The sequence below is a fragment of the Pseudoduganella rivuli genome (assembly GCF_009674485.1).
Taxonomy (GTDB): Bacteria; Pseudomonadota; Gammaproteobacteria; order Burkholderiales; family Burkholderiaceae_D; genus Rugamonas; species Rugamonas rivuli_B.
Window position 1 is genome coordinate 41,893 of record NZ_WKJJ01000032.1, and the last position, 25,205, is coordinate 67,097.

Below are 25,205 nucleotides of genomic sequence, written 5' to 3' on the forward strand. Positions count from 1 at the left end.
TCACTGTGCGCGTCCCACGATGATTTTTTCAAAAAGTTCAATCTGGCCCCGGGTAGTAAAGTCCCAGCTGAATTGTTCGGCATAGCGGCGTACCGCCGCACGGTCCGGGTTGCGCGCGCGCAGCCGCTGCACAGCGTCAGCCACGCCATCGCTGCTGTAGTCGGACATCAGCAAACCCGCTTCCGGCGCCGCCACCACTTCCGGCGAACCGCCCACGTTGCTGGCCACCACCGGCGTGCCGCATGCCATGGATTCCAGCAAGACGTTGGCCCAGCCTTCACGGCTGGACGCCAGCACCATCACGTCGGCGGCATTGAAATACTGTTTCAGCTCTGCCTGCGGCACGGCGCCCAGGAAACGCACGCGATCCGCCACCTGTAATTCCCGCGCCAGCGCTTCCAGTTTGTCCCGCTCCGGCCCCTTGCCAGCAATCAACAATATCACATCGGGCATGCGCTGCAGCGCCCGGATGATCAGGTGATGGCCTTTCAACTCGATCAGGTTCCCCACCGACAGTATGGTATACCTGTCGATACCCAACTGGTTGCGGATGGTGGCCCGGTCGAGCGGTTCGAAGCGCTGCAAGTCGACGCCGTTGCGCAGCGGCGTCACGGCAGCCGCCGGCGCCCCCAGTTGCACCAGCCGGTCTTTCAGTGCCTGGCTGACGGTAATCATGCCGGCCGCATTGCGGGCAGCCCACTGGATCATCCGGCGCGGCAAGGGGTATTCCGGCAACAGGTTGACGTCGGAGCCCCGCGCGGTAATCACCACCGGTTTGTTGAAGTACTTGCCCAGCATGACGGCCGCCACGCCGTCCGGATAAAAGTAATGGGCGTCGATGGCGTCGAAATCAAAGCCTTCGTCGATCAGGCGGCTGATTTCCCGTTTCGCGCTTTGCGCCAGCAGCCATGGCGCCATGTTCATGCCGACCATGGGCACGTTCAGGTAGCGGGGATGGCGCACTTCCAGGCCGTTGCGCGTCGCGCGTTCGGGCACGCCCTTGTATTCGGCATAGCGGGAAGGAAACCACGGCACGGGCGCCACCACGCGCGACTGTACCTGTCCGCTGGCCACCAGGTGGCGCAACCGGGTTTCCACGAAAATGCCAAGGCCGGGCAGTTCCTGGTTGGGGAACAGCGTACTGAACGTCAAAAGCTTCATGATTCAGGCGGTTTTACCCTTGCTCAGCGCCGCGTACACGGGACGGTAGCGCGCCACGCTGGCGGCCCAGTTGCGTTCCGCCTCCACGAAGTGGCGGCCTTGTGCGCGCATGGCGGGCCACTGCTGCGGTTGTGACAGCAAGGCCAGCACCTGCTCGGCCAGCGCCTGCGGATCGCCAGCCTTGAACAGCATGCCGGTCTTGCCATGCTCGATCAATTCCTTGTGGCCGCCCACGTCGGACGCCACCAGCACGCGGCCCTGCGCCATGGCTTCCAGCGGCTTGAGCGGTGTGACCAGGTCGGTCAGGCGCATTTTCAGGCGCGGATACACCAGCACGTCGACCAGGTCGTAATAGCGCTGCACTTCGCTGTGCGGCACGCGGCCTGTGAAGCTCACCTGGTCCTGCACACCCAGCGCCTGCGCCTGGGCTTTCAGTGCGGCATCCTGCGGACCGCCGCCCACCAGCAACACGCGGATATCGGGATTTTTTTGCAGCATGGCCGGCAGCGCCTGCAGCAGCACGTCCAGGCCTTCATACGCATAGAACGAACCGATGAAGCCCAGTACCGCCTTGCCTTCCAGTCCCAGCTTGACGGCCATGGCGCTGTCTTTTTCACCGCCCACGCTGAAATCTTCGATGTTGACCGCGTTCGGGATCACCGTCAGCTTGCTGGCCGGGATGCCGCGGGTCGCGATGATTTCACTGCGCAAGCCTTCGCAAATGGTCGTGGCGGCATCGACGTTGCGCAGCGCATAGGTTTCCATCGCGCGCGTCAGGCGGTAGCGCATGCCCCATTCCGTGCTGGTGCCGTGGTCGACCGCCGCATCTTCCCAGAACGCGCGGATTTCATAGACCACGGGGATGCCCAGTTTTTTCCCCACCCGCAGCGCCGCCATCGCGTTCAGGGCGGGCGAGTGCGCGTGCAGGATGTCCGGTTTGACTTCCTTCGCCACTTCCAGCAGGCGCCGGGCCAGGCTGTCGATGACGGCCAGCTGGTTCAGCACCGGCACGCGCGACATCAGGCCCGATGCGGGCGGCGTGCGGAAAAAGTCCAGGCCGTCCACGCTTTCTTTCGGCTGCTTGACGTCGCCCTGCTTGGAACTGGTGATATGGCACGTGTCCCAGCCCAGCGCGCGCTGTTGCTGCAGGATCGAGCGGGTACGGAAGGTGTAGCCGCTGTGCAGCGGGATCGAGTGATCGAGCACGTGCAGGATGCGCAGTGCCTTGGCGTTCTGTGGGGCGTTCATCGGGGTTGCATTCACTTTTCGGTTACTTTTCAGGCTGCCATTTCTTTGCGGAGGAAGGCTTCGAACATCAGCACGGTCCAGATGAACGTGCTGTTGTCGCGGCGTCCGGATTCGTGCTGTTCCACCAGGTCGCGCAAATACGCCTGGTTGAAAATGCCGGTATCGGCCAGCAGGGGGCCGAGCAGCGCATCGCGCACGCGCTGCTTCAGCGGCCCCCGCAGCCAGGCCGCCAGCGGCACGGAAAAGCCCATTTTCTTGCGGTACAGGACATCGTGGGACAGGTGCGGTTCCAGGCTTTTCTTGAAGATGTACTTGCCTTCGCCGCCCTTGAGCTTGAGGTCGGGCGGCAAGCCCGACACCCATTCGACAAAGGTGTGGTCCAGCAGCGGCACGCGCACTTCCAGCGAATGGGCCATGCTGGCGCGGTCCACCTTGGTCAGGATGTCGCCCGGCAGGTAGGTTTTGAAGTCCAGGTATTGCAGCAGCGACAGCGGATCGTCGGTTGGCGAATTTTTTGCATGGTCCTGCATCACGGACACGGCGCGGTAGCCCTGCAGGCGAGCCTTGAAGCGGTCCGAAAACAGTTCGGCGCGCACGCGGTCCGGCATGAACGACACGCCGTGGAAATAGCCTTCCACCAGGTCGCGCGCGATTGATTCGAACGTGGTCTTGGCGCGGAACACGCGCGGCGCCCAGTCGGCTTTCGGATACAGCTTGCCCAAGGTGCCGAACACCGGCTTGCGCAGGCTGGCCGGGATGCGGTCGCGCACGCTGTGCTCGGCCATTGCCATGCGGTAGCGGCGGTAGCCGGCGAAATTCTCGTCGCCGCCATCGCCCGACAGCGACACCGTCACGCGCTGGCGCGCCAGCTGGCACACGCGGTAGGTGGGGATGGCGGAACTGTCCGCATACGGTTCGTCATACAGGTGCACCAGCTGGTCGACCAGGCTGTAGTCGTCGCCGCTGACGATTTGCGCGTGGTGATGCGTCTTGTACTGTTGCGCGACCTGGGTGGCGTACGCGGTCTCATCGAAATTCGCGTCGTCGAAGCCGATCGAGCACGTGTTGACGGCCGGCGCATTTTCCTGAGCCATCGTGGCCACCACGGCCGACGAATCCACGCCGCCCGACAGGAACGCGCCCAGCGGCACTTCGGCCACCATCTGGCTTTGTACGGATTCGCGCACGCGCTCGATGACTTCGCGCGCCACGTCCGCTTCGCTGCCGACCTTCACGGGCTTGAACGGCACGTCCCACCAGCGTTCCTGCCTGACCGCCGTATCGCCGACTTTCAGCACGATGCGGTGGCCCGGCTGCAATTTGTACGCATTGTGGAAGATGGTTTTCGGTTCCGGGATATAGCCGTATGCGAAATAATCCTCGACCGCCTGCGGATTGAGTTCGCGCGACAGTTCCGGGTGCGTCATGATGGACTTGAGCTCGGAACCGAACACGAAATAACCGGTCGGCAGCAGCGAATAGAACATCGGTTTGACGCCGATGTGGTCGCGCGCCAGGAACATGGTTTGCTTGTTGCGGTCCCAGATGCCGAACGCGAACATGCCGCGCAGGCGGTGCACGCAATCCGGGCCCCACGCTTCCCACGCGTGCAGCACCACTTCCGTGTCGGACTTGGTGCGGAATTCGTAGCCCATGCCTTTCAGCTCGGCCATCAGTTCGCGGTAGTTGTAGGTTTCGCCGTTGTAGACGATCACCACGCTCTTGTCCGCATTGAACAGCGGCTGCTGGCCCGTGGCCAGGTCGATCACGGACAGGCGGCGGTGGCCCATGCCCAGCGCTTTTTCCAGATACAGCTCGCCCTCGTCCGGGCCGCGGTGATGCTGGCTTTCATTCATGCGGTGCAGGGCGGCGCGATCGATGTCGCGCTGGCCAGTGGTATCAAAAATTCCGACGATTCCGCACATGGTGCAATTCCTGTAGCTTTAATGAACGCGCGCCGCCGGACGGCCCAGCTTTTGCTGGCGCAGTTCGTCGTACAGCGCGAGATAGGAGTCCAGCATGGCGGCCATGCTGTAGTGTTGGATCACGCGCTGCCGGCCCGCCGCGCCGTGCTGGCGGCACAGTTCGGCGTCGGTCGCATAGCGCGCCAGCGCCTGCGCCAGCGCGGGTGCGTCGGCCGGCGGCACCAGGCTGCCATGCACGCCTTCGGTCACCACTTCCGGCATGCCGCCCACGCGCGACACCACCACCGGCAGCGCGCACGCCATCGCTTCCAGCAGCGACACGGGCGTGCCTTCGGCCAGAGACGGCAGCGCGAACAGCGAAAAACCGTGCAGCACGGTGTCGATATCGTTGCGCGAACCGGGCAGCCACACCACGTCCTGCAATCCCGCCGCCGCCACCTGCTCGCGCAGCGCCGGCAACAGCGGGCCGTCGCCCACGATCGACAGGCGCAGGCGGTGATGCTGGTCCGGCAGCAGCGTGCGCAGCGCAATGAACCCTTCCACCAGGCCCTTGTGGTGCTTGACGTCCTGGATCCGCGCCACGGTGCCGATCACGAAGTGTTCCGGGCCCCACGGCGAACCGCCGGACTGGTACGGACCGTGACGGAAGCGATCCGTATCGACGCCGTTGTTGATCAATTGCGCCTTGGCGCGGGGAATGCGCACCACCTGGTCCAGCCATTTTTCCAGGTCGGCCGAGACGGTGACGTAGCGGTCGATGAAGGGCGCCACCAGGCGGCGCAGCAGGTTGTGTTTCGGGTTCAAGCCTTGCGGGTCGCGCGCATCGCGCCCGTGTTCCGCATGGATGCGCACGGGCACGCCGGCCAGCATGGCGGCCGGCGCATATTCCAGCGTGGCCAGGTTATACGTATGCAGCACCGTGGGGCGCAGCCGGCGCAGCAGCTTCCACAGCTTCACGTGGATGCCGGGCGCCTGGCCGGGCGGCTTGTGCAAGGCATGCACTTCCACGCCGGGCTGCGTGATGCGCTCGGCAAACGACGTGTAGTGGGTCAGGCACACCAGTGCATGGCGGTAGCGCTCCGGCGGCATGCGGTTGATGCAGTCGACCAGCAAGGTTTCCAGACCGCCCACGTCCAGCGCGTACACGAGGTGCACCACCAGTGGACGTTCGTCCTGCGGCAATGGCGGCATATCGTTCCTCATTTCCTGCTCGCGGAATCGTAGGCGGCGTCGATGGCGGGCAACTGGCCTTGCAGGAAGTTGCGCAGCACGGTGCGCGCCGCTTCGGCATTCTTGGGCTGCAGCGGCGTCGCCACCATGATGGCGGCGCCATCGTCGCCCTGCACGGACAGTTTGCGCCAAGCCTGCCACAACTTGCCCTCGTAATTATTCGCCGTGGCATGGGAACCCACGCGCAGCCAGTGCCACACCAGCAGGTCGCCGTCCGGGCCGCTGATGTGCGCTTCGCGCACGGCAAACTGGCGGCCGGCTATCTGTTCGTTGCGGCGCTCCGCGTCCACCGTGTGATAGGGGTCTTTTTCCCCCGTCAGCCCGTTGCTGGACGTGATCAGGGCCTTGTCGTTGCGCTGGTTGCGGTAGAACAGCATGTGCACGGCGACCGGGCCGCCGTCCGCCTGGAGCAGGCGCGCCAGGCTGGCGTCGGGCGGCGTATAGCGCGGTTCCCAGCGCGTGAACGGTGCTGCCGGCGGCAATGGCAAGTCCAGCGCCAGGCCTGGCGCGTGCGGGTTGTGGTTGGCGCCATCGCTCCATGCGGCCCATGCGGGCCACAGCGCCGCCAGTGCAATCACGGCGCCGGCGAGGGTGGCATGCGATTTCGCGGATGCTTGCTGAACGGCGGGCTGGCCGGCGACGGCGGGCGCCGCCACCGGATCCGGCTGGTCCTGGTGCCAGTAGCCGCCAATCCAGAACATCAGCAGCATCACGAGGCCGAAGAACAGCCAGCCATAGATCAGGTGGTCGACGCCGACCGCCAGCGTCATGCCGCTGTAGTGGCCGATCATGACGATCATGAAGGCGCGCAAACCGTTGGCAATCACGGGTACCACGATCGACAGGCCGACAAACAACAGGCGGCGGCCCCAGGTGCGGTAAGTCAGGTAGCCATACAGGCAGCCCAGCGTGATGGAGGAAATCAGGTAGCGCACACCGCTGCACGCTTCCACCACCGACCAGCTGCCGCTGGGGATTTCAAAATGGGTGCCGTTGCGCAGCACCGGCATGCCGATCACGTGCAGGCACCATACGGTGAAATCCGCGGTGAAACTGATCAGCGGGTCGATGAAGACTTCGCCGAACGGCACGGCAAACAGGACGAACAGCAGGGGGAACGCCAGCGAACGGGCCAGCGCCAGGCCGAACATGGCCAGCGCCGCCAGCGGCAGCATGGTGGCAAACGCGTATTGCATCACCACCTGCACTTCGCCCATGCGCGCCACCAGCCAGGCGGCGCCCGCCAGCGCCAGCGCCAGCAAGGCGGGCCAGAAAGGGCGGGGCGGATACACGAGGAAATTCGCGCGGCGGCGCCAGATCAGCCACAAGCTGATCGGCAGGATCACGTAACCGTGCGCGAAGGTTTCCGAACTGTTCCACAGCGCCACGATGGACGAGGCGGTGTTGAAGTACAGCGCGAACAGCGCGGCCATCACCAGCGCCGTGAACAGCAATGCCGGCAACGGCTTGTTGGTGGCGGAGACGGAAGCGGGCGGCATGGCGGTGGCGGAATTCAATTGCATAGCTGTGCCTCGATGCTGGCCAGGTTGGTTTGCCAGCTGTAGCGCGCCAGCACGCGGGTGCGGGCGGCCAGCCCCACTTTTTCCGTGGCGGCCATGTTGTGCAGCTGGGCGATGACGGTATCGGCAAAGGCGGCGGCGCCATCGGCCAGCAACACTTCGTTGCCTGGCATGGCTTCAATGCCTTCCAGCGCCTGCGGCGACACCACGCACGCCTTACCCATGGCCATCGCTTCCAGTACCTTGTTCTGGATGCCGCGCGCCACGCGCAGCGGCGCCACCGACAGCGCGGCATGGGCCAGGTAGGGACGCACGTCCGGCACGGTGCCGGTCACGACGATGCCGGGCGTTTGCGCCAGTGCCTGCACGGCGGCGGCGGGACGGGCGCCGACGATATAAAAGCGCACACCGGGACACGCCTGGCGGATGCGCGGCAGGATGTCGGCCGCGAACCATTGCACGGCATCGATGTTCGGCCAGTAATCCATCGCGCCCGTGAACACCACGGCTTGCTCGCCGGGGGCGTAGGGCGACGCCAGGCCGGCGTCCGGCGAAAAGTACGCGGTATCGACGCCATTGTTGAAGTAGCCGATGCGCGGCGCGCTTTCCGGCGCCAGCCGGGTAAACAAGGCCGCTTCCGGCGCCGAGACAAACAGCGAGGCGGCGGACGATGCCGCCACCTGCCGCTCATAGCGCAGCAATTGTTTGGCTTCGTGGCGGAACAGCAGGCTGGCGGGCCATGGCTTTTTCTCGCCATATTCGCGCCACTTTTCCGAGTCCACGTCGACAAAATCCACCACGCGGTGCGCGTGCGGGAAGGCGTCCGCGTATTGCGCCATGGCGGACGAAAACACCAGGATGCGCTGGATGCCGTACTGGCGCATGGTGTCGGCGACCCACGCGCGCAGCTTGGCGTTGCGGTAATAGTCGAGCGACAGCGAGCGGTTGCCCAGCAGGGCGCCCAGGCTGCGCACGCGCGCCAGCTTCGGGTTCAGCTTCGCGAAGTGCGAACTGGCGCACAGCGCTTCCACCTTGGGCACGTGCTGCCAGTCGTCTTCATCGTCGACGAAGGTGGCCAGGTGCACGCGGTGGTTTTGCGCCAGGTGCTTGAGCAGGTGATACGACCGGATCTTGTCGCCCTTGTTGGGCGGATATGGAATCCGATGCACCAGCATCAATAAATCGTCCATGTGCCGTTCCTTAACCCAGGCTGCGCACGATGAACGGGCCAAGGAAATTGGCCACAGGCAGCGGCAGGCGCTTCCACATCTTGATGAACAGCTGGTACTTCGGGTTCAGCGGATTATTGTCCGGCAACGCGGTTGCCTTGATCAGCTTGTACTCGTAGCCCAGGTGGGTGGGGGAAAAGCCCCAGTTTTTCTTGAAATCGAACGCGCCCGTACCCAGCTTGCTGCGGCCAAAGTCGAAGCTGCGGCAACCCTTCGCGGCCGCGGCCTGCATCAGGTTCCAGTACATGAAGTCGTTGCCGGCGCACTCGCGCGCGGCCGGCAGGCTGCCACCGTAATACGGCAGCACTTCATCGCGCCAGTAAAAACTCATGACGCCGGCGATCAGTTCGTCGCCGCGCACAATGATGCGGATTTCGCATTCGTCGCCGAATACTTCCTTGATGACCTTGAAGTATTTCTTCGGGAACACCGGCGTGCCGAGGCGGTGCACGCTGGTGGCGTAAGCCGTGAAGAAGCGGTCGACGTCCTGGTCGAGTTCGCCCCGCAATTCGCATTTGATTCCCTTGCGCACCATGGCGCGCTGCTTGCGGGGGATCGCATTCATGTTTTCTTCGTCGTCGGCGCTGATTTCCTTGCGGAACGTGACGTACAGTTCCTTGGTGTGCCACGACGGGTCGCCCGGATGGGCGGACGTTTCATAACGGTGCTCCAAATGGCCTACGCCCAGTTCGCGCGCCAGCCGTTCCGCTTCCGCGTCCAGCAGCGCGCGCGCCTGGTCGTCGACAGCGGCGATGCCGCCCACCACGCAAAACGGCAGCGAACCGAGGAAGTGGCCGAACAGCCGGCTTTTGACTTCGGCCAGCGGCAGCACGCCGACGATTTCGCCGTTGCGCTCGGCATAGTAAAACCACGTGCGATGGCCGTACACCTTGTCGATGATGGTTTTCCAGCCGGCGCGGTGGAAGAAGGTCGCTTCCGGGCAGGACTGCACGAAAGCGTCCCAGCGGGCATAATCAGCCGACACGGCCGGCGGCAGCAGGCGCAGGGTGATGGCGGCGGTCGGGGCCGCCTGAGGCAGTTCTGCCAGGTCAGTGCTCATCGTTATTTCAGGAAGATGCGGTCCATCCGGTCCCACGCGAAATCACGCGTGAGGGCGCGGATGCGGCCATCCATCTTTTCCATGTTGACGTAGTGACGGAAACGGGTTTTCAGGTTGATGCCGTCCGGGCGAGGCTGGCCGGGATCGATTTCCCACGGGTGGAAATAAAAGATCGCGGGCTGGCCGTCACGCTGGTTCACTTGCTGCATCAGCCAGCGCGACAACGCGTACGGGAACAGGCGGAAATAACCGCCGCCGCCGGCCGGCAAGTTGCGCTGGCCCAGGCGGACGGTCGTGATCGGCACTTCCAGCAAGCCGTCACTGCCGTTCGGATGCCATGCAAAGCGGGGCGCGTCCGGCATGCCGTAATGGTCGTGCCGCACCGGGTAAATGCTGGAACTGTAGCGGTAGCCTGCCTCGTGCAGCGCTTCCAGCGCCCACAGGTTGCCGTGGCCGATGGAAAAACTCGGCGCGCGGTAACCCAGCACCTGTTGTCCGCCGATGTCTTCCAGAATGGCCTTGGCCGAGCTGATGTCCTGCGTGAACTGGGCCCGGTCCTGGTCCGATGCGCGCAAGTGGCCATAGCCGTGGCTGGCCAGTTCATGGCCGCCGGCGACGATGCGCTTGACCAGCGCCGGATAGCGCTCGGCGATCCAGCCCAGCGTAAAGAACGTGGCTTTGACGCCGCCCTCGTCGAGGATGGCGAGGATGCGGTCGACATTGGCTTCCACGCGGCATTCGCGGTCGGGCCAGCTTTCGCGCGTGATGTACGGCGCGAAGGCGGAGACCTGGAAATAATCTTCCACGTCGATGGTCATGGCGTTGCGGATTGCCGACGCCTGGTGCAGGGCTTGGCCCTCCTGCGGGGACAGGGGCGCGTTCATGATGTCTTGCAGCCGGCCTGCATCCAGGCCTGCAGTTTTTCCGCGATGCGCACGGCAGCCTTGCCATCCCAGAAGTACGGCACGCGGCCGGCCTTGCCGCCGCCCGCCATGACTTCATTGTAGATGGCCATGATCTTGTCCGGATCCTGGCCGGCGATGGTGTTGGTGCCTTCATCGACGGTGATCGGACGCTCGGTATTGTTGCGCAGCGTGATGCACGGCGTGCCCAGCGCCGTGGTTTCTTCCTGGATGCCGCCGGAGTCCGTCAGCACCACGCGGGCGCCTTTCATCAGGCCCAGCATTTCCAGGTAGCCCATTGGCGGCAGCAGCAGGATATTACTGTTTTCCACCAGGTGATTCAGGCCGGCTTTTTCAATCATGCCGCGGGTGCGCGGGTGCAGCGGGAAGATGATCGGCGTACGTTCGCCGATGCGGTTGGCGGTTTCCAGCAAGGTGCGCAGCACGGCAAAGTCGTCCACGTTTGACGGACGGTGCAGGGTCAGCACGGCATATCCTTCGGCGCCGCTGGCAAAGCCTGGTTTGCCGTGGTCGGCCACGATCTGTTCCGCCGAAATGGCACGGGGCAGGTTGCGCACCAGCGTGTCGATCATGACGTTGCCGACGAAGTGGATGCGTTCCTTGGCGATGCCTTCGCGCAGCAGGTTCGCTTCACCGCTTTCTTCCGTGGTGAACAGCAGGTCGGAAATCTGGTCCGTCAGCACGCGGTTGATTTCTTCAGGCATGGCGCGGTCGAAGCTGCGCAAGCCCGCTTCCACGTGGATCACGGGGACGCCTTTCTTGGCGGCGACCAGCGCGCAGGCGATGGTGGAATTCACGTCGCCCACCACCAGCACGGCGGTCGGCTGCACCTGGTCCAGCGCCGGCTCGAATTTTTTCATGACGTCGGCGGTCTGGATCGCATGGCTGCCGGAACCCACTTCCAGGTTGATGTCCGGATCGGGAATGCCGAGCGCGGCGAAATACTGGTGGTTCATGGCCACGTCATAGTGCTGGCCGGTATGCACCAGTTGCACGTCCACGTGCGGACGCAGTTCGGCCAGCGCGGCCATGATGGGCGCCATCTTCATGAAATTCGGACGGGCGCCGACGACGCACAGGATGCGGAAAGGGGATTGGGCTGCGGTATTCATTCGTTATTGTCCAGCTGAGAATTGTTGCTGGCCGGGGTGGCCACGATTTTTTTCAGGATGTTCAGTACCGACACGACGGACTTTTCCAGCCGCATCATGCGTTCGTCCATGCCATCCGGATAACTCGCGATGGCGGCGGCCAGTTCCGCCTCGTCGGCCTGCCGCGACGCGGGGGCGGCGGCGATGGCGGCAGGCGGGGGCTGGAATTCGGATTGTATGTCGCGGATCACGTCGTCGACATGCTTGTCCGTGAATTCATGTAATTCCTCGAGGAAGCCCATCAGCATCAGGCGGTCGCACAGGTGGTTGGTCATGCGCGGGATGCCGCCGGAATATTCATAAATCGCGGCATGGGCGGCCGGCGTGAACGACGGGTCATTGTTCCAGCCGACCGTGTGCAGGCGGTGCTCGATATACGCCTGGGTTTCCACCGCATCCATCGGCCCCAGGTGATAGGTGGCGATGACGCGCTGGCGTAATTGCTGCATGTCCGGGCTGTGCAAGGTGGTGCGGAATTCAGGCTGGCCCAGCAGGAATGTTTGCAGCAGCGATTTGTCGTCGGTCTGGAAGTTCGACAGCATGCGCAACTCTTCCACCGTGCGGGGCGACAGGTTTTGCGCCTCGTCGACCACCAGCAGCGCGCGCTTGCCTTGCGCATCGCAGGTGCGCAGGAAGGTTTCCAGGCGGCTCAGCAGCGCACTCTTGGTGGCGTCTTCCGCCGGCAGGCCGAACGCCGACACCACCATGCGCAGCACGTCTTCCGGATTCAGGTGTGTGTTGACCAGGTGCGCCGCTACGATGTGCTGCGCTTCCAGCGTGCTGAGCATGTTGCGCACCAGCGTGGTCTTGCCGGCGCCGACTTCGCCCGTGATGACGATGAAGCCTTCGCCTTGCGACAAGCCATACTCGAGGTAAGCCATGGCCCGCTTGTGGCCTTTGCTTCCGAAGAAGAAATGAGGATCGGGGCGCAGACGGAACGGTTTGTCGCTGAGCCCATAATAACTTTCATACATCCTGCAGACTCCGCTAGAACTGTTTATTAAGGGACGCCGCTATGGCGTTTTCCGTGTATTTCGCCGCGCCAAGGCCCCCCGACACACGGCGCACGTCGACCGCCGCGTGCAGCTTGGGCTGCATCTGGTGCGTCAGGCCGATCCGCATGCCACGGTTGTTGGTGCTGGTATTGGCGGAAATGGAACGGATGCGCGTCAAGTCCGCCGTGGCCAGCACGCCGGTGCGGGTCGACAGGCGCCAGTTCCATGTGATATTGCCTCCGGTCTGGCGGGTGTTGTCATTGAGAATGCTGGACGTATTGCCCAGCAAACCCGAATCCACATTCGTGCTCGACAGGCCGTTGCGGCGCATATCCTGCAAGGTCAGCACTGTCGTGGTGTGCGCGCCGTTGAGCGCGACGGCCGCCTGGAATTGCTTTTGCAGGTAATACCGGTTGCTGAAGTAATTGATGTTGTTGGCCAGCGACGTCGGCAATCCCGTTGCCTGGATATACGCCGCTATTGCCTGGCGCCGTGCATCGGCATCGGGAATCGTGGTCGCGAACAGGCGGTCCAGCATGCTGAACGTATCGATGGCCGATGGCAGCAGGAATTGCTGGCGTGTACTGGTGACGGAATCGTTGTAATTCAGGGTCCAGATCGACACGCGGGCGCGGTGCTGCGCCTGCAGCGAATAACTATTGCCGTAATAGCGCTTGCCGGCGCTCGCTTGCAGGCGCGTACGGGAACTGGGTTGCCAGTCGAAGCCCAGTTGCCATGCACTGCCGCCATTGCTGCCGCCCAGCGCCTGGTAATCATAGCTGTCATAGCCGCCCAGCGCCGTCAGGTTCAACTGCGACGTGGCGGCCCAGCGCAACGTCAACGCATAGTTGTCGCTGGTGGATTCGCCGCCGGCTGTCGTGGTTGCCACCCCTTTTTGCTTGCTCTTACTTGCTTGCAAGCCCCAGCCCAGCAGGCGGAACGCATTGCCGCTGGTAACGTTCAGTGACAGGGAATTGCCGGTCGAATCATTCAGGCCGCGGGTTGACGTCATCACGCGGTCATACGCGTAGCGCAATTCCGCATCGGCGTAGGACGCGAAGCGCTGTTTCAGATACGGGCTGATGCGGGCGGTTTTGACTTCCGCCGAGTTGGCCGTCGCGAACGTGTTGCCAGTGTTTTGCTGGACGGCGCCGAAGATGGACGTATCGCGCTGGCCGATGCTGGCGCTGGCGTCAACGAACAGCAATTCATTGATGATCCTGGCCTTGCCGTTGGCGTTCAAGTCTTGCGTGGCGCCATACGTGCCGCCGACATCCTTGTCCGCATATTCATAAAAACGGCGCGAGTAGGTCGCACTCATCTGCAAGCCGGGACCGGTGTGGTCGAGCCTGAAGGATGGCGCCAGTTCCGTGACCCAGTTTGCCTGTGCATTGGCGCGCAGCGCCACGTTGTCCGTATAGGTTTCGCGCAGTTCGACCGTCGGTGTGAATTTCCAGTCTGCCCGGCAGGCCGGCGCCAGCGACAGCAGCGCCAGGGACACCGCCGCGGCGGCTGGCCGGCGGTGCAGTTTAGCCATAGTGATAGTCATACGTCTCGGTGCCGGGGAACTCGCGGGTCTTGTTGTAGATAAGGTTAACGTTCTGCAAGCCTTCCAGCTGGCGCAGCGATTCTTTCACGGCGTGCTGGGTGGTGCGTTCCGCTTCCACCACCACGACGATCTGGCCCATGTGGCCGGCCAGCACGTGCGCTTCACTGGTCAGCAGCAATGGCGGCGAATCGAAAATCACGATACGGTCGGGATAGCGGTTGGCGATTTCATGGACGAAGTTCGTCATGGTCTGGCTGGCCAGCAATTCCGTGGCGCGCGGCGAATTGGTACCCGCTGGCAAGATCGTCAGCGTATCGACGTTGGTGCGCAACATGACGTCAGCCATGTCGACTTTTTCTTCCAGCAGCAAATCCATCAAGCCGCGCTGGGCCGGCAAGCCCAAGGTGCGCAGCACGGAAGGGCGGGCCACGTCGGCATCGACCAGCAGCACGGTGTGGTCCAGTTCCATGGCAATCGACATGGCCAGGTTAATCGAGCAGAAAGTCTTGCCTTCACCCGGCAGCGAACTGGTCACCATGATCAGGTTGCCCGGATTTTCATCCGGGCCACGGGGCGCAAAGGCGCGCTTGATCAGCGGGCGCTTGATGATACGGAAGTCTTCGACCAGCATGGTGCGGCCGCCGGCGGCGGTCACCAGGCCGATTTCCTGCATGCGTTTCAAATCCAGTTCCACGCGCTTGGGATTGCGGCGCGTGGTGGTCGTGACGTCGGCTGCTTCAGCCTCCGCATTGGCGGTTGCGCCGGCCTGCGCCGGTTCGGCCGCCACGGCCGCCGCCGCTTCGACAGCCGGTGCTGTTGCCGGTGCGGCGGCAGGCGCGGCGACCGGCGCCGCGGCAGGTGCTGCAACGGCCGCTGGTGCTGGCGCCGCGGTGTCTGCGTGGGCAGTGTCAGCGTGTGCGGTGGCCGCGTCCGCTGCGGGTGCGGTGTCTTGCGCCGGCACAGCGGGGGCAGCGGTGGGCTGCTTGTTTTCCAGGCGGCTGGCCGCCCGTTCAATAATGCTCATGTCTTTCCCCGTGTATCGACTAGTTCTTCATCAGCAACGCGGCCATCACGCCGCCATACGCTGTAAATAACAGCGCCACGGCAGCGGAGAAGGCATACAGGCGGCGCCGGCGGCGAACTTTTTGTTCATCGGTCCAGTTCATGCTGATGCTGCCCAGGATCGGCAAGCCGGTTGCGCTGCGCAGCGCATTTTGCGTGACGAAGGTCGGGCGTACCTGGCTCATCAGCAGCGCCACGCCGAGACCGGCCACCAGCGCGCCGCCAAACACCATCGACATCAGGCGCGGACGGTGCGGACCGGTTGGCACGGTCGGCGCCGTCGGCGGATCGATCACGCGGAAGCTCATCATGTCGGTGGCGGACGTCAGGTCGCCGGACAGGCGGGCCGCTTCGCGGCGTTCCACCAGTTTCGTATAGTTTTCCTTGTTCACCGCGTAATCGCGGTTCAGCTGGGCCAGTTGCGCTTCCACTTCCGGCGCCGCATTGCTTTGCGCGCGGGCCGTGCCCAGGCGCGATGCATATTCATTGACGCGCGCGCGCAGTGACGCCACGCGGGCTTCTTCCACCGACAGCGCCACATTCATTTGCTGCATCATCGGGCTGTAGTTGGCGCCGGGGTCGTTGGAGCGCACCCGTTTCTTCGCTTCTTCCTTTTTGCGTGCCTGCAATTGCTGCAGCAGGCGCTTGCTCGACACGATGTCCGGATGTTCTTCCGTATATTGCATGCGCAACTGGTCCAGGTTCTTTTCCAGTGCCTGGATACGGCTGTCGAGTTCAGGATTGATGGATTCTTCCGCTGCGGTTGCCGCCGAGACCGGCGCCGGCTCTTCGCCGGTAATCTGCCGTTTCAGCGCATTGCGGGCCTGCTCCGCTTCGGCCAGTTCCAGTTTGGCCTGGTTCAGCTTGTCCGTCAGTTCGGTGATGATGGAGCTGTAATCGCTGCCCTGGCGAGGCAGGACGCCCATGTGCTGGAGCTTGAATTCTTTCAGTGCGTTTTCACCGGCGGCCAGCTTGTCTTCATACGTCTTGATTTGCTCGTCGATGAATTGCACCGCCTTGTCGGATTCCTGCTTTTTGCCGCCAAACGAACCTTCGACGAAGATCGTCAGCAGCGATTGCACGATTTCCTTGCCCAGCTTGGGATTGGGGTTGCTGTAGGAAATGGTATAGATGTCGTCGCGCTCGGTGCCGGTGACCTTGATCGCCGAAGTCAGCTCTTCGACCATTTGTTCGTGGTCCTGCACGCTCTTGTTCTTGATGTCCAGGTCCACCATGCGCATCACCCGCTCGACGTTCGGGCGGCTGATCAGCGTACGGCGCATGAATTGCACTTGCTGTTCCACGTTGGGCACGGTGGTCATCGTGGCCAGCAGCGGTTTCAGGATACTTTGCGTATCCACGTAGACGCGCGCCGATGCCTGGTACGCATCCGGCAGGCGATAGACGACCGTCCATCCAATGACGGACACGGCCCAGGTAATACCAACTGCATACCAGCGGTATTTACCTATAGCCTTGAGGAAGGTCAGTATAAGGGCCTGTAATTCTGCCATTTGGTCTATCTCACCTAAGGTGCGGTGGCAAGCCTGTACTTGCCTAAAATACATCAAATCTGCTCTATGATACAGGAGAAATGATTGCTTGTTGCTACTAAATCTGCATGCCCGGCAGGGCCGACGGTAATATAAATACCATTGTTTTTGGACACAATCATTTCTGATAGAGCAATTTTGCCCAGACTATGATTGTGACAGGAACTGCCCGCCATGTGTGGGCATTCTCCTATCGTGCCTGCAGGAAAATCTGATATCGTGGCGACGCCCCAACTACCATCGTGTTGCCATGCTGATCCGCCTGTTTTGCCTGTGCCTGGCCTTATCCGGCATGTTGTTGCCCGCACGGGCGGCCGACCTCGTCGCGACGGTCGCGGCAGTCAAACCCTCGGTGGTCGGTATCGGCACGTCGTTGCCGACGCGCAGTCCCGCCGTGATTTTCTTCGGCACCGGCTGGGTCACGGGCGACGGCTACAGCATCATTACCAATGCCCACGTGGTCAGTAACGCGATCAAGGCGGACCAGAAAGAAAGTCTGGGCATCGTGATCGCCGGCGAGGGCAACGCCATCGCTTTCCGTCCGGCAACGCTGGTGGCGGTCGATCCCGACCACGATCTCGCGCATCTGCGGCTGGCCGGCGGCCCGCCGCTGCCGGCGCTGAAGCTGGGCGACTCCGCCACGTTACGTGAAGGGCGTGACCTGGCGATGACAGGATTTCCATTGGGAATGGTCTTGGGCTTGCACCACGTGACCCACCGCGCCATGCTGTCGGCCATCACCCCCATCATTATCCCGTCCATCGGCGCCCGCCAGCTCGATGCGCGCGCGATCACGCAGCTGGCGCGGCCGTTTGACATTTTCCAGCTGGACGGCACGGCCTATCCGGGCAATAGCGGCAGTCCTGTGTATGACCCGGCGGACGGCATCGTATATGCAGTGATTAATATGGGCTTTGTCAAAGGGTTCAAGGAAGCCGCCATCACCAACCCCAGCGGAATTTCCTATGCGATTCCCGGCCGTTACGTACAGGCGCTGCTGCAAAGAACTGCCCAATAGTAAATATTCCTGCTAGCATGGCGTAGCAAACATGTAACAGACCGGTGCGTCTTGCTGCACCGCAGACCCGTAAAGAGGACTCGAGTGAAAGTATCCAAACTGCAATCTTTTAAATGGCTGGCGTGCGGCGCGGTTGCGCTGATGGGTTTGATGCTGGGCGGATGCGCCACCAAGCCAACGCTGCCGATGGACCCGGCGCCTGCCGGCGATTACCTGATTGGCGCCGGCGATACCGTCAATATCGTGGTGTGGCGTAACCCGGAAGTGTCGCAATCCGTGCCGGTGCGCCCGGATGGCAAGATCACCACACCGCTGGTGGAAGATTTGCAGGCCAGCGGCAAGACGTCGACGGAACTGGCGCGCGACATTGAAAAAGCCCTGTCCAAATTTATTCAGCAACCAGTAGTTACCGTGGTGGTCACCAGCTTTGTCGGCACCTATAATGAACAGATCCGCGTGATCGGCCAGGCCGCCAAGCCGCAAGCGCTGCCATACCGTGTCGACATGTCGCTGATGGATGTGCTGATCGCAGTGGGCGGCGTGACGGAATTTGCGGCAGGCAACCGGGCCAGCGTGATCCGTACTGTCGACGGCAAGCAACAGAAATTCAATGTACGCCTGAATGACTTGATCAAGGATGGCGATATTTCCGCCAATGTACCGATGCGTCCGGGCGACGTACTGGTGATTCCAGAAAGTTTCTTCTAATCACTAACTGTTAACTTGTCGAGAATTTTTACAGGTTTTGCGCTAGACTGAAAAAAGTAAGTGGCTCAGCTGTAATTTTTTTGCTAAGCCTTTGATTTTTATCAGTGCAGTGTGCTGCAGAGCTTTTGTGGAATGGAAATTGCTTAACAAAAGGCAACTGAATTCGGGCCGTTTCGGCGGTCCATCGATCGAGGACAGATATCGTGGTTAACCAAGAGCACCCAGAAGGGGACAAGAACGCCCCGCAAGCGCCGGTTGCGACGCCGGTGTTTACTGGCGCGGCGCGGCGCCGCTTCACCAAGGCAGGTGCGCTGGCCGCAGGCGCCGTGCTGACGCTCAAGAGCCAGCCGGGCATGGCAGCCAATTCGTCCGGATGTGTTTTCGCCACGCCGTCGGCAGCCGGTTCGTTCGCCATCAATCGCAGCCACGGACCGAAAGTCGGTTATTGCAACGCGGTGTCGCCGGGATACTGGAAAGAGCACCCGACGGAGTGGCCGAAACAGCCGTGGGCAACAACCAAGAGCATGACGGAATGCTATTTCCAGAAAATCTTCCCGGTCGGCAGGACTTCGCAGTTTTATAACCAGAAACTGATCACGGTGATTGGCTGGGGCGGCGGCGATATCCAGGATGTGGCCCGCCACCTGATTGCGGCCTACCTGAACGCCATGAAAGGTTATACGTCGCCATACCTGACGACCGCCAAGGTACAGGAAATCTGGACGGGCTATAACAGCGCCGGCGGTTACAAGCCGGCCGGCAAAGTCTGGAGCTCGTCGGACGTCTCCAACTACATCAAGGGCACCTGGGGCGAAGGCACCATGTGGACGTAAGGCGGTAGCCCATGTGGCAATTGATGCCGGGGCTGGCCTTGCGCTATCGCACCTGGGATAACGAAACGTACGTGTTATATAACAATTTGTCAGGCGATACCCACCTGACGGATGCCGCCGCTATCGAAGTGCTGGAAGTGTTGCGCCAATCGCCCGTCGCCGTTGCCGCGCTGGCGACTGCGCTGCAACTGGACGCCACGCCGGACAATCTCGCACAACTGGACTGCCTGCTTGGCGAACTGCAAGGCCAGGCGCTGGTCGAATCCCTCCCTGCATGCTGACGGTCGCTTCCCTGTCCCGCGCCGAACTGGGTGAGCGCATGGCGCGCGATGGCATCGTGCTGCAAACGGGCGCCTTCCTGGTCCACCTGCATTCCGCGATTCCCGTCGTCGCCGACGGCATCGCGCTGATGTACCGCGATTATCCGCTGCATCCCGCCGACGCATTTGCCCACTTTCACTTGAAGTTGTACCGCCCGGCCTCGCTGCGGCGCTGGTACCGGCCGCAAGTCCACATGCTGTTCGACGGCGAAGCGCTGTTCCAGCCGTTGCCGCTGGCGCACGCCTTTCCCATGCTGGAATGGGGCTTGAACTGGTGCGTGGCCAACCGCGCCCACCGTTACCTGATGATCCATGCCGCCGTACTGGAGCGGGGCGGGCGCGCCGTGATTTTGCCGGCGCCGCCAGGCTCGGGCAAAAGCACACTGTGCGCGGCGCTGGCCTACCGGGGCTGGCGCCTGCTGTCCGATGAACTGACCTTGATCCGGCCGGAAGATGGCTGGATCGTGCCGGTGCCACGGCCGGTCAGCCTGAAAAACGCCTCGATCGATGTCATGCGCAGCTACCTGAGCCGTGATACCGACCAGGCCGTGTTCACCACGCCGGTGGATACGACGCTGAAAGGCTGGGTGGCGCATTTGCGCGCTCCGGGCGATGCCGTGGCGCGCGGCAGCGTATGCGTGCCCCCGGCGTGGATCGTCTTTCCCCGCTACCAGGCCGGCGCACCATCCACGCTGGAAGCGCTGCAACAGGCGCCCACCCACATGGACATGGCGAAGAATGCGTTCAATTACAGCCTGCTGGGCGCCCGCGGCTTCGACATGCTGGCCGACGTGGTCGGCAATGTGCGCAGTTACCGCTACACCTACAGCGCGCTGGACGACGCGATGGCCGTGTTTGACCAGCTGGCGGCGCAGCCATGACGCCATTGTCCCTGCCGCTGGCCATCCGTGCATTCCGCGAGCCATCCTGCCTGGCCGGGTTGACGGCGGCCGAATGGCATTTGTTGTTGCGCCAGTGTTCCAAGGCCAACCTCGACGCCCGCCTGTATTACCTGCTGGAACAGCGGGGCGAACTGGACGTGATTCCGCCGCAGGCGCGCGAGCTGCTGGAATGGGTGCGGGTCATTGCCGAGCGCCATGCGCAGGCTGCCCGCTGGGAAGTACGGCATATCCACGCGGCGCTGCGGGAAACCGGCGGGCCGCTGATCTTGCTGAAAGGCGCGGCCTACACGATGGCGCAATTGCCATCGGCGCCGGGCCGCCTGTATTCGGATATCGACATCCTGGTCGACGAAGCACTGCTGTCGGACGTGGAGAAAGCGCTGATGCTGCATGGCTGGCACACCACCCACCACGACAGTTACGACCAGCGCTATTACCGCCAGTGGATGCATGAATTGCCGCCCATGATGCACATCCATCGCCAGACCGCGATCGATGTCCACCATGCGATCCTGCCCCGCACGGCGCCCGTGCATCCGGACCCGCAGCAATTGCGGGACGGCGCCGTGCCCGTCCCCGGCATCGAGGGCGTGTACGTGCTGGCGCCGGAAGACATGGTGCTGCACAGCGCCACCCACTTGTTCTTTGACGGTGAATGCGATCACGGCTTGCGCGACCTGGTCGACCTGGATGCCTTGCTGCGCCATTTCAGCACCCGGCCCGGATTCTGGGAAGGACTGGCTACGCGGGCGCACCTGTTGCAACTGACGCGCCCGCTGTTTTACGCGCTGCGTTATACGGAACGCCTGCTGGGCACGCCGCTGCCGCCGCAAGCGGCCGCCGCGCGGGAGGCGGGCCGTCCCAATCCCGTCTTGCTGGCGCTGATGGATAGCCTGTTCCACCGCGCACTGATGCCGATGCACAGCAGTTGCGACGACCGCTGGAGCGCCACGGCGCGCTTCCTGATTTATTTGCGCGGCAACTGGCTGCGCATGCCGCCGCTGATGCTGGCAAGGCACCTGTTCCACAAGGCGTTTCTGTCACCGAACGAAGGGAAGGGCGATACGCCGGCGGCGGAAACGGAACTGGAACGGCCTTAGTCTTTCCAGGAAATTGTCCAGCGAATTGCTACAATGAATGATGCCTGTCAGGGAGGGCTCAGTCATGGAACGCGACCTGCGCATAGTTTCATTGATGGCGTTGCTGTGCATTAGTACCCCGCTGGTCTGCTGGGCGGCCGAAGAAGCATCCGCTGAAGAGCTGGCCGCGCAGGCGGCGCGCCACGAGCACGGCGAAGGCGTGCCGCGCGATCCGGTGCTGGCCCGCACGCTGTATTGCCGTGCCGCGCGCCAGGGTTATGCGCCGGCCCAGTATGCGCTGGGCTGGATGCTGGCCAACGGCCGCGGCGGCGCGCGCGACGACAGCGCGGCCCGCCACCTGTTTACACTGGCCGCCGCCCAGGGCCACATGCAGGCGCAAACCATGGCCACGCAACTGAGCGCGACGCCGGTGGCGCCGGCCTGCCTGTTGCCGGATTTGCCGCCGCAGCCCAAATTCGACTTGCCCCCGATATCGATGTGGACGCCCAATCCCCAGGTGGCGCGGCTGGTCGGCCGGCTGGCGCCGGAATTCAATGTCGACCCCCTGCTGGTGCTGGCGATTATTTCAGTCGAGTCCGGCTTTAACAGCCGCGCCGTGTCGCCCAGGCAGGCGCAGGGGCTGATGCAGCTGATTCCTGAAACGGCACAGCGGTTCCAGGTGCGGGATGTGTTCAATGAGGAACAAAATGTGCGCGGCGGCCTGGCTTACCTGCGCTGGCTGCTGGCTTATTTCAAGGGCAATGTTACTCTAGTGACAGCCGCATATAATGCCGGTGAGAAAGCAGTTGACCGCTATGGCGGTGTACCGCCTTATCCGGAAACCCGCGATTACGTGAAAAAGATTTCCACCTTGTATCACCAAACCATCCACCCTTACCAGCGCGACTTGCTGCCCGTGACGTCGCCGATTGCCGCCAAGTGAGCTCAAATGACCCCGCCACTCGATCCTAATCCCCTCGACCTCGCCTGCGCCGCCTGGCGCGCCATTCCCGGTGTTGCGGAAGTGTTGTCGCAGGACGCCGCCCAGCAAGCCTATGGTTCCGATACGGGCGGCAGTACGCGCACCATCCGCGCCGCCGTGCGCATCGTGAAAAATGACGGCGACGACGATTGCGTGTCGGCCGTCATGCGCGTTGCCAGTCAGCATGGTATTGCCGTGCACCCCATCAGTACCGGCCGCAACTGGGGCTATGGCACGGCGCTGCCGACCGGCGAAGGCAGCGTGATCCTGGACCTGGGCGGGTTGAAAGAATGGAGTTTTGACGCGGAACTGGGCGTGGTGACGCTGCAGCCGGGCGTTACGCAGGGCATGCTGGCCGATTTCCTCGACAGCAAACAGCATCCGTACATGGTGCCCGTCACTGGCGCCGGCCCCAGCTGCAGCCTGCTCAGCAATGCGCTGGAGCGCGGGTATGGCGTGACGCCGCACACGGACCACTTCGGCGCCGTGACGGATATCGAAGCCGTGCTGGCCGACGGCAGCCTGTACCGTACGACCCTGCGCGAAGCGGGCACGGAAGAACTGGCGCGCCTGTTCAAATGGGGCCTGGGCCCGCATACGGCGCCGCTGTTCACGCAAAGCGGTTATGGCGTGGTGACCCGCATGAGTATCGTGCTGGCGCGCCGTCCCGAAGTCGTCAAGGTGTGCCTGTTCAACTTGAAAGACGATGCGTTGCTGGAAACCGCGGTGGAGCGGGTGCGCCATATCCTGCGTTCGCTGCCGGGCACGGTGGGCGGTATCAACCTGATGAACCGGCACCGCGTGCTGGCCATGAATGCGCCTTATCCGGATTCGCCGCCGGACGCCAACGGCCAGATTCCGCTTGATGTGATCGAAACCCTGGGACGGCAATACCAGATCGCGCCGTGGACGGGCTTTTGCACGCTGTATGGGACGCGCACCATGGTGGCCGCCGCGCAAAAGGAAATCAAACGGGCGCTGGCCGGTGTCGGCACCCGCATGCTGTTCTTGAGCCCCGGCAATGCCCGCACCCTGGCCAAGCTGGCCAGACTGTTGCCAGGCGGGGCCGGGCAACGGCTGGGCAGCACGGCCGCCACCCTGGCCAAGTCGCTGGACCTGGTGGCGGGCCGTCCCAATGAAACAGCGTTGCCGCTGGCGTACTGGCGCAATCCCGGCAAGCAGCCGGATGACGGCCGCGATCCCGGCCGCGACGGTTGCGGCTTGCTGTGGTATGCGCCGCTGGTGCCGATGCGCCCGCAATATGCGCGGGCTTACGTCAACCTGGTGACGCGGGTGGCGAAGAAACACGGCATGGAACCGCTGCTGACCTTTACATCCGTCAATGAGCGCCTGTTCGACAGCACTGTGCCGTTGCTATTCGACCGCAATCAGCCGGAAGCGGTAGCGCGGGCGCGCGCTTGCTACAAGGAACTACTGGAAGAGGGGCGCAAAATCGGCGTGTTCCCATACCGGGTCGGCGTCGACACCATGCAAGCGATCAAGGTCAACCAAACCCACTCGCTGGCCTTCCATGCGCGGCTGAAAAACGCGCTGGATCCAGGCAATCTGGTGGCGCCCGGACGTTATCAATAAGTAATATCTCTTTGACTACTGTCGGGAAATTTTACAGTGTTGTTTAGTAAACATTCCCGATAAATGTGGTTCAGTCCGCTGTTGTGATAAAAATCAAAGACTTAGCGGTTAATTCTGCGACCTGGCACGGTACATGCTTTAGTGTACATCGTAAAGAATTCAACCAGCCACGTAAGCGGCGAACACTAACAAGGAGTATTCCATGAAACTGATTAAAAAATTGATGGCAAGTGCCGTACTGGCAGCTTCGGTCGCCGCGCCAGCAATGGCATCGAACATCAATGTTGGCGGCGTGATCTGGAATCCAGACGCAGCAATCGATTTCTTCGCTCTGGCTGGCATGATCCACCAAGACATCAACAACACGACCGGCGAAGTCAGCGGCTACGGCTTGATCGATGCGATCAACAACAACAGCACGAACATCTTCTGCCCAGGTTGCGAACTGACCTTCCAGTTCAGCGGCTTCATGCCAATCGGCGGCGTTGTTCTGCCATCGCTGAGCACGACCTCGATTCTGTACACCGGCGGTATCGTCAACGTGTACGTACACGCGCCAGCAGGCATCATCACCGGTAACGTGGACAGCATGACCACTGCGAACACCGGCCTGAACGGTGGCGCCCTGTGGCTGCAACTGGCTGGTCACACCCTGAACGGCCGTACCCTGAAGGGTGACGTGACCGTGGACGACCAAGGCACCGCCACCACGGCTGACGACCAGATCGCAGGCTTGACCGGTACCGGTCTGCTGGACGCCATTGGCGGCCTGGCATATGGCAACTTCAACACCAATACCCGTGCTGATGGTTCCGACATGTCGTTCTTCTCCAGCTTCACCGACCTGCGTCCGGACAACAACCCGAACAACGCCAACGGTAACGGCAACTTCAAGTCCAACACCATCCCTGAGCCAGGTTCGCTGGCACTGCTGGGTCTGGGCCTGCTGGGCGCCGCAGTTGCACGCCGCCGCAAGGCTTAAGCCGTATGGCTGAGGGGGCAACCCCTCTGCGTGCAGCATAAAAAAACCCGCCTAGCTGAACTGAACCCCAAAAGTTGGACATCAACTTTTGGGGTTTTTCATTGGCGAAGTACTCAGAGCAATTCAAACTGGATGTGGTCCAGCAATACTTGGCTGGCGACATGGGCTTCAAAGCCATCGCA

General features: G+C 62.6%; 23 protein-coding genes. 9 read left to right on the top strand and 14 right to left on the bottom strand.

Annotation, left to right across the window (positions count from 1 at the left end; all coding sequences use genetic code 11):
* Genes GJ700_RS32455 through GJ700_RS32520 form a run of 14 tightly spaced genes read right to left on the bottom strand, consistent with a single transcriptional unit; the run spans position 1 to position 16,782 of the window.
* Positions 1 to 1,161 (bottom strand): glycosyltransferase family 4 protein, encoded by a 1,161-nt coding sequence (locus GJ700_RS32455; protein WP_154381930.1) that lies wholly within the window; start codon positions 1,159 to 1,161, stop codon positions 1 to 3.
* A gap of 3 nt (positions 1,162 to 1,164) precedes the next feature.
* Positions 1,165 to 2,382: a TIGR04063 family PEP-CTERM/XrtA system glycosyltransferase gene (locus GJ700_RS32460; RefSeq protein WP_154381974.1), complete on the bottom strand. Its 1,218-nt coding sequence runs from the start codon at positions 2,380 to 2,382 to the stop codon at positions 1,165 to 1,167.
* A gap of 56 nt (positions 2,383 to 2,438) precedes the next feature.
* Positions 2,439 to 4,334 (bottom strand): XrtA/PEP-CTERM system amidotransferase, encoded by a 1,896-nt coding sequence (locus GJ700_RS32465; protein ID WP_154381932.1) that lies wholly within the window; start codon positions 4,332 to 4,334, stop codon positions 2,439 to 2,441.
* 18 nt (positions 4,335 to 4,352) lie between these two features.
* Positions 4,353 to 5,537, bottom strand: coding sequence for a TIGR03088 family PEP-CTERM/XrtA system glycosyltransferase (locus GJ700_RS32470; protein ID WP_229507375.1), 1,185 nt, complete (start codon positions 5,535 to 5,537; stop codon positions 4,353 to 4,355).
* Entirely contained in the window at positions 5,534 to 7,087 is a 1,554-nt protein-coding gene (gene xrtA, locus GJ700_RS32475) for an exosortase A (protein ID WP_229507376.1), read from the bottom strand. The genes GJ700_RS32470 and xrtA overlap by 4 nt, the downstream gene beginning before the upstream one ends.
* The gene (locus GJ700_RS32480; protein WP_154381934.1) at positions 7,078 to 8,274 is read right to left on the bottom strand and encodes a TIGR03087 family PEP-CTERM/XrtA system glycosyltransferase; all 1,197 of its coding nucleotides are present in this window, start codon (positions 8,272 to 8,274) and stop codon (positions 7,078 to 7,080) included. The genes xrtA and GJ700_RS32480 overlap by 10 nt, the downstream gene beginning before the upstream one ends.
* Before the next feature lie 10 nt (positions 8,275 to 8,284).
* The gene (locus GJ700_RS32485; protein WP_154381936.1) at positions 8,285 to 9,373 is read right to left on the bottom strand and encodes a FemAB family XrtA/PEP-CTERM system-associated protein; all 1,089 of its coding nucleotides are present in this window, start codon (positions 9,371 to 9,373) and stop codon (positions 8,285 to 8,287) included.
* 2 nt (positions 9,374 to 9,375) lie between these two features.
* A complete protein-coding gene (locus GJ700_RS32490; protein ID WP_154381937.1) occupies positions 9,376 to 10,257 on the bottom strand; it encodes an XrtA system polysaccharide deacetylase in 882 nt (293 codons plus the stop codon).
* Complete coding sequence (gene wecB / locus GJ700_RS32495) at positions 10,254 to 11,408, bottom strand: non-hydrolyzing UDP-N-acetylglucosamine 2-epimerase (RefSeq protein WP_154381939.1); 1,155 nt, start codon at positions 11,406 to 11,408, stop codon at positions 10,254 to 10,256. The genes GJ700_RS32490 and wecB overlap by 4 nt, the downstream gene beginning before the upstream one ends.
* On the bottom strand, positions 11,405 to 12,421 hold the full coding sequence (locus GJ700_RS32500; protein ID WP_154381941.1) for an XrtA/PEP-CTERM system-associated ATPase: 1,017 nt from the start codon (positions 12,419 to 12,421) through the stop codon (positions 11,405 to 11,407). Before GJ700_RS32500 ends, wecB begins: the two co-directional genes overlap by 4 nt.
* A 13-nt stretch (positions 12,422 to 12,434) precedes the next feature.
* Positions 12,435 to 13,991 (bottom strand): TIGR03016 family PEP-CTERM system-associated outer membrane protein, encoded by a 1,557-nt coding sequence (locus GJ700_RS32505; protein WP_154381943.1) that lies wholly within the window; start codon positions 13,989 to 13,991, stop codon positions 12,435 to 12,437.
* Entirely contained in the window at positions 13,972 to 15,015 is a 1,044-nt protein-coding gene (locus GJ700_RS32510; protein WP_195764080.1) for an XrtA-associated tyrosine autokinase, read from the bottom strand. Before GJ700_RS32510 ends, GJ700_RS32505 begins: the two co-directional genes overlap by 20 nt.
* Positions 15,016 to 15,034: 19 nt before the next feature.
* Positions 15,035 to 16,567, bottom strand: a complete 1,533-nt coding sequence (locus tag GJ700_RS32515) for an XrtA system polysaccharide chain length determinant (protein ID WP_154381945.1) — start codon at positions 16,565 to 16,567, stop codon at positions 15,035 to 15,037.
* A gap of 53 nt (positions 16,568 to 16,620) precedes the next feature.
* Entirely contained in the window at positions 16,621 to 16,782 is a 162-nt protein-coding gene (locus GJ700_RS32520; RefSeq protein ID WP_154381947.1) for a hypothetical protein, read from the bottom strand.
* 74 nt (positions 16,783 to 16,856) lie between these two features.
* Here GJ700_RS32520 and GJ700_RS32525 point away from each other — a divergent pair, with 74 nt between their 5' ends.
* The 9 genes from GJ700_RS32525 to GJ700_RS32565 all read left to right on the top strand — a co-directional run bounded on the left by GJ700_RS32525 (position 16,857) and on the right by GJ700_RS32565 (position 25,023).
* Complete coding sequence (locus GJ700_RS32525; protein ID WP_195764081.1) at positions 16,857 to 17,624, top strand: S1 family peptidase; 768 nt, start codon at positions 16,857 to 16,859, stop codon at positions 17,622 to 17,624.
* Between the two features lie 150 nt (positions 17,625 to 17,774).
* Positions 17,775 to 18,332 carry an XrtA/PEP-CTERM system exopolysaccharide export protein gene (locus GJ700_RS32530; protein WP_229507377.1) on the top strand — a complete coding sequence of 186 codons (558 nt, stop codon included), beginning with the start codon at positions 17,775 to 17,777 and terminating at the stop codon, positions 18,330 to 18,332.
* Between the two features lie 203 nt (positions 18,333 to 18,535).
* A complete protein-coding gene (locus GJ700_RS32535) occupies positions 18,536 to 19,165 on the top strand; it encodes a hypothetical protein (RefSeq protein WP_154381949.1) in 630 nt (209 codons plus the stop codon).
* Positions 19,166 to 19,176: 11 nt separating this feature from the next.
* Positions 19,177 to 19,446 (top strand): HPr-rel-A system PqqD family peptide chaperone, encoded by a 270-nt coding sequence (locus GJ700_RS32540; protein WP_154381951.1) that lies wholly within the window; start codon positions 19,177 to 19,179, stop codon positions 19,444 to 19,446.
* The gene (locus tag GJ700_RS32545; protein WP_154381953.1) at positions 19,440 to 20,366 is read left to right on the top strand and encodes an HprK-related kinase A; all 927 of its coding nucleotides are present in this window, start codon (positions 19,440 to 19,442) and stop codon (positions 20,364 to 20,366) included. The genes GJ700_RS32540 and GJ700_RS32545 overlap by 7 nt, the downstream gene beginning before the upstream one ends.
* On the top strand, positions 20,363 to 21,487 hold the full coding sequence (locus GJ700_RS32550; protein ID WP_154381955.1) for a nucleotidyltransferase domain-containing protein: 1,125 nt from the start codon (positions 20,363 to 20,365) through the stop codon (positions 21,485 to 21,487). The genes GJ700_RS32545 and GJ700_RS32550 overlap by 4 nt, the downstream gene beginning before the upstream one ends.
* Positions 21,488 to 21,551: 64 nt before the next feature.
* Complete coding sequence (locus GJ700_RS32555) at positions 21,552 to 22,409, top strand: lytic transglycosylase domain-containing protein (RefSeq protein WP_154381957.1); 858 nt, start codon at positions 21,552 to 21,554, stop codon at positions 22,407 to 22,409.
* Positions 22,410 to 22,415: 6 nt separating this feature from the next.
* A complete protein-coding gene (locus GJ700_RS32560; RefSeq protein WP_154381959.1) occupies positions 22,416 to 24,041 on the top strand; it encodes an FAD-binding oxidoreductase in 1,626 nt (541 codons plus the stop codon).
* Between the two features lie 202 nt (positions 24,042 to 24,243).
* Positions 24,244 to 25,023 carry a PEP-CTERM sorting domain-containing protein gene (locus GJ700_RS32565; protein WP_154381962.1) on the top strand — a complete coding sequence of 260 codons (780 nt, stop codon included), beginning with the start codon at positions 24,244 to 24,246 and terminating at the stop codon, positions 25,021 to 25,023.
* Positions 25,024 to 25,205 lie beyond the last annotated feature (182 nt).